Source organism: Thermococcus sp. (assembly GCF_027052235.1).
In the GTDB taxonomy this organism is placed as follows: domain Archaea; phylum Methanobacteriota_B; class Thermococci; order Thermococcales; family Thermococcaceae; genus Thermococcus.
Genome location: NZ_JALUFF010000070.1, coordinates 307 through 8,016, shown reverse-complemented (window position 1 = coordinate 8,016; position 7,710 = coordinate 307). Strand labels below are relative to the sequence as shown.

General features: G+C 56.1%; 10 protein-coding genes and 1 pseudogene. 10 read left to right on the top strand and 1 reads right to left on the bottom strand.

Annotation, left to right across the window (positions count from 1 at the left end):
• The 6 genes and pseudogenes from MVC73_RS09590 to MVC73_RS09565 all read left to right on the top strand — a co-directional run.
• Nucleotides 1–301: pseudogene (locus MVC73_RS09590) on the top strand (sugar ABC transporter permease); the annotation flags it as partial.
• Nucleotides 298–1,131: a carbohydrate ABC transporter permease gene (locus tag MVC73_RS09585; RefSeq protein ID WP_297510354.1), complete on the top strand. Its 834-nt coding sequence runs from the start codon at nt 298–300 to the stop codon at nt 1,129–1,131. The pseudogene MVC73_RS09590 and the gene MVC73_RS09585, both read left to right, overlap by 4 nt.
• 9 nt (nt 1,132–1,140) lie before the next feature.
• Nucleotides 1,141–2,247, top strand: coding sequence for an ABC transporter ATP-binding protein (locus tag MVC73_RS09580; RefSeq protein WP_297510351.1), 1,107 nt, complete (start codon nt 1,141–1,143; stop codon nt 2,245–2,247).
• 9 nt (nt 2,248–2,256) lie between these two features.
• Nucleotides 2,257–3,273 carry a TrmB family transcriptional regulator gene (locus MVC73_RS09575; RefSeq protein ID WP_297510349.1) on the top strand — a complete coding sequence of 339 codons (1,017 nt, stop codon included), beginning with the start codon at nt 2,257–2,259 and terminating at the stop codon, nt 3,271–3,273.
• A 9-nt stretch (nt 3,274–3,282) separates the two neighbouring features.
• Complete coding sequence (locus tag MVC73_RS09570) at nt 3,283–4,593, top strand: glycerate kinase (RefSeq protein ID WP_297510346.1); 1,311 nt, start codon at nt 3,283–3,285, stop codon at nt 4,591–4,593.
• A 15-nt stretch (nt 4,594–4,608) separates the two neighbouring features.
• Nucleotides 4,609–5,238: a phosphatidate cytidylyltransferase gene (locus tag MVC73_RS09565; protein ID WP_297510343.1), complete on the top strand. Its 630-nt coding sequence runs from the start codon at nt 4,609–4,611 to the stop codon at nt 5,236–5,238.
• On the opposite strand, the gene MVC73_RS09560 is transcribed toward MVC73_RS09565, so the two are convergent.
• The gene (locus tag MVC73_RS09560; protein ID WP_297510339.1) at nt 5,239–6,039 is read right to left on the bottom strand and encodes a radical SAM protein; all 801 of its coding nucleotides are present in this window, start codon (nt 6,037–6,039) and stop codon (nt 5,239–5,241) included.
• 37 nt (nt 6,040–6,076) lie between these two features.
• Here MVC73_RS09560 and MVC73_RS09555 point away from each other — a divergent pair, with 37 nt between their 5' ends.
• From MVC73_RS09555 to MVC73_RS10880, 4 genes are all read left to right on the top strand, one after another.
• Nucleotides 6,077–6,724 (top strand): SprT family zinc-dependent metalloprotease, encoded by a 648-nt coding sequence (locus MVC73_RS09555; protein WP_297510337.1) that lies wholly within the window; start codon nt 6,077–6,079, stop codon nt 6,722–6,724.
• On the top strand, nt 6,711–7,103 hold the full coding sequence (locus tag MVC73_RS09550) for an NfeD family protein (protein ID WP_297510334.1): 393 nt from the start codon (nt 6,711–6,713) through the stop codon (nt 7,101–7,103). Before MVC73_RS09555 ends, MVC73_RS09550 begins: the two co-directional genes overlap by 14 nt.
• Before the next feature lie 39 nt (nt 7,104–7,142).
• Complete coding sequence (locus MVC73_RS09545) at nt 7,143–7,571, top strand: CoA-binding protein (RefSeq protein ID WP_297510331.1); 429 nt, start codon at nt 7,143–7,145, stop codon at nt 7,569–7,571.
• A 41-nt stretch (nt 7,572–7,612) separates the two neighbouring features.
• Nucleotides 7,613–7,710: antitoxin family protein (locus tag MVC73_RS10880; protein ID WP_366938958.1), on the top strand; the 98-nt coding region annotated here is incomplete at its 3' end.

The window sequence follows — 7,710 nt, the reverse complement described above, 5'->3', positions numbered from 1 at the left end:
GGTCTTCGGGGCGAGCTACTGGACGAGGCTTAGGAGGATAGTCTTTCCGATGCTCAAGCCCAGCATACAGAGTGCCCTCATAATAAGGACACTCTTCGCGATGCAGATCTTCGGTGTCGTCTGGATTCTGGCCGGGAGAGACATTCCAGTTCTCGCCGGAGAGGGCTTCTACCAGCTGACGGTCATCAAGGACTACGGCGTGGCGTCAATCTACGCGCTCATCATAGCGGGTCTCTCAATCCTCTTCGGGGCTCTCTACGTTAAGTTCCTGAGGGCGGAGTACCTGGAGGTGATGAGATGAGGGACGAGACGGTCTACACCCTCAAGAAAATCGGCTTCTACACGGTGATATTCACCGCCGTCGCGTGGATACTCATACCGATAATAGTCTCCTTCCTATACGGCTTCACAACGAAGGCCGACTACTACAACCCCGACCTGGTACTCCCCCACCACTACACGACCGAGTACGTCAGGGTAATCCTCTTTACACTCGGGGCGTGGGATGGAATAAAGAACAGCGTCATCGTGGCGACGCTCACCATAATCATAAGCTTCGTCCTCGGCATTCCGGCGGGCTACTCCATAGCGAAGTTCGTCTTTCCGGGTAGAGATACTATAAAGCTCTCCATAATAGCCCTCAGGATGTTCCCAATCCCGGTCATGGCGATACCGCTTATAGTCCTCTACATCAGGCTCCATCTAGCCGACACGCTCCTCGGTGTTGCTCTGGCGCACACCGCGATGGCCCTGCCCTTCGTTGTCTTAATAACCTCAAGCATATTCGCGGGCGTCTCGAAGGAGTACGAGGAAGCCGCGATGGTCTTTGGGTTAACGAGGCTCGGCTCTTTCCTCAAGATAACCCTCCCGCTGGCTTTACCCGGACTTGCAGCTGCGGCAATGTTCACCTTCGTCATGAGCTGGAACGAGGTGTTCGTCGCCTCGGTCTTAACCCTGACCCATAGGACGCTGCCGGCCCAGATACTCTCAATAATGGCGGGCTCCAGCGGCGGTGCTGCACCTGACTACTACAAGTTCGCGGCTGCATTCATAATGACCCTGCCGGCGATGCTGTTCATCTTCTTCGCAAGGAAGTATCTCGTGACGATGTGGGGTATAACACTCAAGTGAGGTGTTTGTATGGTTGAAGTTAGGCTTGAAAACGTCACAAAAAGGTTTGGAAATTTTGAGGCCGTCAAGAACCTGAACCTCAAGGTCAGGAACGGCGAGTTCCTCGTCCTCCTCGGGCCCAGTGGCTGTGGAAAGACCACAACCCTGAGGATGATATCCGGACTGGAGACGCCGACGGAGGGGAAGATATACTTTGGCGACAGGGACGTTACGTATCTTCCCCCGAAGGACAGGAACATCTCGATGGTCTTCCAGAGCTATGCAGTGTGGCCCCACATGACGGTCTACGAGAACATAGCCTTCCCCCTGAAGGTGAAGAAGTACCCGAAGGACGAGATAGACAGGCGCGTTAAATGGGCGGCTGAGCTACTCCAGATAGAGGGCCTCCTCGACCGCTACCCCGGACAGCTCTCCGGCGGTCAGAGACAGCGTGTCGCCGTTGCGAGGGCCATAGTGGTTGAACCCGACGTTCTGCTCATGGACGAGCCTTTGAGCAACCTCGATGCAAAGCTCCGCGTAATGATGCGCGCTGAACTAAAGAAGCTCCAGACCAAGCTGAAGGTTACCACGATATACGTCACCCACGACCAGGTCGAGGCAATGACTATGGGAGACAGGATAGCAGTTATGAACCAGGGCAGGCTCCTTCAGGTCGGCCCCCCGACTGAGGTCTACCTCAAGCCCAACTCCCTCTTCGTGGCTACCTTCATAGGCGCCCCCGAGATGAACATAGTTGACGCCACGGTCGTTGAAAAGGAGGACGGCTTATATCTCGAAGGGAGTGGCTTCAGGCTGAGGCTTCCCGAGGATTTCAAGGAACTTCTCAAGGACTACATCGGTAAGGATGTTTACCTCGGCATAAGGCCCGAGCACATGACGGTCAAGGGAGTCTCGACCCTTGAGCACGTGAGCAGAACCGCGGAGATGGAAGGGGTTATAGACTTCGTCGAGGCCCTCGGGACGGACACCATAATCCACGTCAAGGTGGGCGACAACCTCATCAAGGTGAAGCTCCCAGGCCATATACCGCTCCCGGTCGGGGATAAGATTAAAATAGAAGTTGACCTTGACAACATCCACGTCTTTGACAAGAAGACCGAGAAAGCGGTAATCTGAGGAGTGCCTATGGAGGAGAGGGAGGTTAGGGCCCGGCTGAAGGAGCTTGGACTGAACGAGTACGAGGTTAGGGCCTACCTTACCCTTTTGAAGAACGGCCCCCTCACCGCTGGAGAACTGGCAACGCTCTCCAAGGTGCCCCAGCCGAGGATATACGACGTGGTAAGGACGCTCATGGCGAAGGGCTTCATCACGACGACACCCGGCAGGCCGATGAGGGTCATACCCCTCAGTCCGGAGAAGGTCGTCGAGGCCATAAGGAGGCGCTACAACGAGAGGCTTGAGGAGCTCAAGGGCGAGCTTGAGAGAATCTACACCCCCCACAGGGAAGTGGGGAGCGTAACGGTGATAAAGAGCCGTATAACCTTCGAGGAGCACCTTGAGGAGGCCATAGAGAACGCAAGGCACCACATAAGCATTGCCCTTCCCATCGGCCTTCTCGCGAGGGTTGGGGAGGAGCTGAGGAAAAAGAAGGCCGAGAAGGTCGTCGTCCACCTCTTCGTCTACGGTTCGGGGGAAGTGCCCCCGGTGGCGAACGAGATAAGAACCCGTGAAGTCCCCGATCCCATACTCGTCATTCAGGACAGGGAGACTGGCATTTATCTCCCCTACGAGGCCCTCGGCTCGGGTAGTTCGCTCCACGGCTACGGTCTGATAATAAGGGACAACCACCTCCTCTTCATGCTCGACCGCTACTTCTACCACGCCCTCTGGCCGACAGGGAAGGTAGTTTACAGGGAGGAGAGGAAGCTTGAGTTGCCCAAGGAGTACATTCACATCCGCGACCTCGTTGACGACATCAGGGACTTCGGCCTGAAGGGCGCTAGGGTCGAGGTCTTCGGGAAGTTCACCCGCTCAAAGGTTCCCGTTCACATAAAGGGCAGGGTAGTGGACTTCTTCGAGAGCGAGGGCAGGGTTATCTCGAACATAACGGTCGAGACCGACGAGGGCCAGAGGTACGTGATAGGAGGCTGGAACGCGTCCCTTGAGGACGTTGAGGCCGAGAGGATAATTCTTTTGGGCTGAGGTGTTTTGATGGACGCCAAGGAACTTGCACTCACGATAATGGACGAGGCCATAAAGAGCGCCGACCCCTACACCGCCGTCAGGAGGAACCTGAAGGTCAAAAACGGGAAACTCGTGGTTTCCTCAGAGGAGTTCGAGGTTAAGGGCAGTGTTTACCTCCTCGCCTTTGGAAAGGCGGCATGTACCATGTCAAGGGCCGTCCTTGAGCTTCTCCCCGTGGAGGAAGGCCTTATAGCGACGAAGTACGGCTACGCGGAGAACTGTCCCAGAACGCGGGGGATCAAGGTTATCGAGGCCGGACACCCTGTTCCGGACGAAAACTCCCTTTTAGCCGGAAAGCTCGGCCTTGAGCTGGCTGAGAAAGTCGGGGAAGATGATATCCTCCTCGTCCTCATCTCGGGGGGCGGTTCGGCCCTCTTCCTCCTCCCGGAGGACGGGATAAGCCTTGAGGACAAAATAAGGACGAACGAGCTCCTCCTTAGGAGTGGTGCAAGGATATACGAGATAAACACGGTGAGAAAGCACATCTCAAAGGTCAAGGGCGGAAAGCTCGCGAAGCGCGTTAGGGGAACTGTGATAAGCTTAATCCTCTCCGATGTGGTCGGAGACAGGCTTGAGGCTATAGCCTCAGGCCCGACGGTGAAAGACCCCACGACGTTTCAAGATGCCTACAGGATTTTAAAGCTCTACAACGTCTGGGAGAAGCTGCCCGAGAGCGTTAGGAGGCACATCGAGCGCGGTCTGAGGGGAGAGGCTGAGGAGACGCTGAAGGAGGACTTACCTAACGTCCACAACTTCATCGTGGGGAGCGGCAGAATCGCCTGCGAGAGGGTTAAGAAGAAGGCGGAGGAGCTGGGATACAACGCCGAAATCCTGACGACGACCCTCGAAGGGGAAGCGAGGGAGGTGGCGCTCGCAATAGGCTCCATCGTTGAGGAGGTTTCCGCCTACAACAGACCAGTGAGAAAGCCGGCAGTCCTGATTGCTGGAGGAGAGTGGACGGTCACGATAACTGGAGATGCAGGCCTCGGAGGGCCGAACCAGGAGTTCGCCCTGAGCGTTGCCCGGAAGATAGCGGGCCTCAACGCCGTTGTTTTAGCTGTGGACACAGACGGAACCGACGGGCCGACCGATGCCGCTGGCGGAATAGTTGACGGAGAAACCCTTGAAAGGCTGAAAGAAGCTGGGATCGATGTCGAGGAAGTCCTCAAAAGGCACGACGCCTATCACGCCCTCGAAAAGGTCGGGGCCCTACTCAGGACAGGCCCTACAGGAACGAACGTTAACTCGCTCGTCATCGCGGTGATTCCGGAGAAATGAGCGGGGGGCTTTAAGGTGGGCCTGGAGAAGCGCGAGCTTGTGAGGAAGCTCTGGCACGTCTCTCCGGGAATCCTTGGGGCGCCCATAATACTTTTCACGCCTAAGTGGGTCACCCTCATCGTCGTCTGGTCGCTGGCCCTTCTCTACACCCTCCAGCACCTCAAGCTCCGCCGGGGCTGGTCGTTCACGGTTCCCATAGCTGATCTAAGTTACAGAACGATGGCGAGGGAGGACGAGGGGGACAACTTCCTCGGGAGCTTCCTCTTCTGGGTCACGATGGGAATCGTCTGCACGGTCTTTCCAAAGCTGGCGGCCCTCTCGGCCCTCTGGGTCTCCACCTTCGGCGACTGCTTCAACGCGATAGTTGGCCAGACCATCGGAGGGCCCAAAATCCCATGGAACGGGCGGAAGACTCTCGCCGGGAGCTCGACGATGTTTTTGGTTTCCCTTCTGGCCCTCTGGGGTTCGTACAAGGTTCTATCCTTAGACCCCTCGTGGGGCATAATCGCCGGCACGGCCTTTATGGCGACGCTCCTCGAAAGCCTTCCCCTGCAATCGGCCTACGACGAGTTCACGGTTCCCTTCTCAACGGCGTTCCTGCTCTGGCTCGCCTACGGCGGTTCACTGCTCTCCCCCTTCTGGTGACTAAAGTTTAACGAACTCCCAGCCCCTCTGGTGGGTCTCTATTCTCTCAGCCTTCACTCCAAGCCTTTTTATCTCCTCCCTCAGCTCCCGCAGGAACTTCCGGAATTTTTCCTCGTCGGTAAGAACGGCGTAGCTCTCCGGATACTCCTCGCGGAGAAGCCTCCGGAAGTTCCTCCCCGAGGCGCGGAGGTTGAGGACCTCAAAGAAGTAATAACCGGCGAAGTCCCGGGTTTCCTCAACAACCGCCCCCACGTCGCTCACCCCCGGAATTATCGGGCTGACGAAGGCGTAGGTCTTTAACCCCGCATCGTGGAGCTCTTCCAGGGCGCTTACCCTTGCCCTGTGAACCGGGGCGAGAGGTTCAAAAAGCCTCTTCTCTCTTCCCGTGAAGCCGTTTATAGTCATGCCAATCTCTATCGAGCGGAAGAGCTTAAAGAGGTCGATATCGCGCGTAACCAGTGGCGACCGGGTGAGGATTGAGAGCTCGTTCCTCTTGTCCATATACTGAAGAACCCTCCGAGTGAGCTTCATCTCCGCCTCCAACGGCTGGTAGGGGTCGCTAACGGTGGACATAACGACCTTTCCCTCAACGCGCTTTCTGGCCAGCTCGGGCGCGTTAGTCTTCACCTCAACCCATGTTCCCCACTCGCCGTAGTCCTTCCACCGGGTTAAAAAGCGGGCGTAGCAGTACCTGCAGGCAAAGGCACAGCCGACGTACTGGTTCACGCTCCAGCTCACTCCCGGAATTCTTGAGCGGGTGTATAGGCTCTTGGTCTTCTTCCTGATGACCCGAAGGTTCATAAGGCCCAATTCTCAAAATTCCTTAAAAGGTGATGGGATGGACATCGAAGTCCGCCGGAGGCCCGTGAAATACGCGCGCATCGAAGTGAAGCCGGACGGAAAGGTTATCGTTACCGCCCCGGAAGGTTACGACGTTGGCTCTTTCGTCGAGCGCCACAGGGGCTGGCTTGAGGCCAAGCTCGGCGAGATAGATGGATTGAGGGAGGTAGCAGAGAAGGGCTTTCCCATAGACGGGGAGTTCTATCAGGTCATCAGGGGAAGAAAAGCGAAGGTTCACGAGAGGTTCAGGACGGTCGTCTTCTCGGCTTATCCAGACGAGACTCTGGCCGAGCTTAAGGCCTATCTCAGGCCAAAGATACTCGCACTTGTTAGTGGGTACTCTCAGAGGATGGGCGTTTCTCCCAAAAAGGTCTTCATCAGGCACCAGAGGAGCAGGTGGGGGAGTTGCTCTTCAAGGGGCAACCTCAACTTCAACGTTCGCCTCGTTTCGGTTCCGCCGGAGCTTAGGGAGTACGTTGTTGTTCACGAGCTGGCCCACCTGAAGTTTCAGGAGCATTCAAAGGCCTTCTGGGATTTTGTTGGGCGCTTTTACCCAGATTACCGCGAGGCCAGGGAAGAGCTGAGAAAGTGGTGGAGCATCATAGAGCTCAATCCCTACTGGAGGTGGCTCGGTGGGGGCACTTAAGCTCCTCGCCCTGCTGGCGGATGAGGTTCTGGTAGTAGCTCTCTTCCTCCTGCTCTTCCCCCAGCTTGGCCTTAGAGTTCCCCTCTGGGCAACTCTGCTCTTACTTGCAGTTCTTCTAGCTAAAGACATTGCGGTTGCACCCTACGTTCTCAGGGGAGGCCTTGAGAGAAAGCCCGAAGTCGGCCCCGAGAGCCTAATAGGGAAGACTGCGATTGTCCTTGAAGACCTCAATCCTGAAGGCATCGTCAAGGTTGAGGGCGAGCTCTGGCGTGCCCTCTGCCTGAACGGAAAAGCCAGTAGAGGGGATAGAGTCTTGATCGTGGGCGTTAGGAGAACTACGGTTCTCGTGGAATTGCCGGAAATCAACAGAGCTCGGTAGAGATTTAAAGGTTGACTTCCATTCCCCTCGGGTGGTAGAATGGTGAGGACAACCCCCGTTGACAGGCTCAGCGATGAGGACATCAGGGAAATCCTGACGAAGTACAGGAAGATAGCCCTCGTTGGAGCATCTCCAAAGCCGGAACGCGACTCGAACGAGGTGATGCGCTACCTCCTTGAGAATGGCTACGAGGTCTACCCGGTGAACCCGCGCTATGACGAAATCCTCGGGAGGAAGTGCTATCCCAGCGTCCTTGATATCCCGGACGAGGTTGAAATCGTTGACCTCTTCGTAAGACCGGAGTTCACGATGGACTACGTGGAGCAGGCGATAAAGAAGGGGGCAAAAGTAGTATGGTTCCAGTTCGGGACGTTCAGCGAGGAGGCCTTTAAGAAGGCCAAGGAGGCCGGATTAATCGCGGTCGCTCACCGCTGCATAAAACAGGAGCACGAGAGGCTTATTGAGTGATAGTTCCAAATGTTTAAAAGCTGGTTTCTCAATTTTTAACCATGCCTGAGGAGATAGTTGCCATATATCGGGGCGATGTGATAATCCCCCTAAGAAAGCTGAACATACCCCCGGGTTCTCGGATTAGGATACTGATTGA

What these genes read in the sequence shown, in the direction of transcription:
- MVC73_RS09580 (WP_297510351.1), top strand. Translation starts at nt 1,141, where the DNA reads ATGGTTGAAGTTAGGCTTGAAAACGTCACAAAAAGGTTTGGAAATTTT.
- MVC73_RS09585 (WP_297510354.1), top strand. Translation starts at nt 298, where the DNA reads ATGAGGGACGAGACGGTCTACACCCTCAAGAAAATCGGCTTCTACACG.
- MVC73_RS09575 (WP_297510349.1), top strand. Translation starts at nt 2,257, where the DNA reads ATGGAGGAGAGGGAGGTTAGGGCCCGGCTGAAGGAGCTTGGACTGAAC.
- MVC73_RS09570 (WP_297510346.1), top strand. Translation starts at nt 3,283, where the DNA reads ATGGACGCCAAGGAACTTGCACTCACGATAATGGACGAGGCCATAAAG.
- MVC73_RS09555 (WP_297510337.1), top strand. Translation starts at nt 6,077, where the DNA reads ATGGACATCGAAGTCCGCCGGAGGCCCGTGAAATACGCGCGCATCGAA.
- MVC73_RS09545 (WP_297510331.1), top strand. Translation starts at nt 7,143, where the DNA reads ATGGTGAGGACAACCCCCGTTGACAGGCTCAGCGATGAGGACATCAGG.
- MVC73_RS09560 (WP_297510339.1), bottom strand. Translation starts at nt 6,039, where the DNA reads ATGAACCTTCGGGTCATCAGGAAGAAGACCAAGAGCCTATACACCCGC.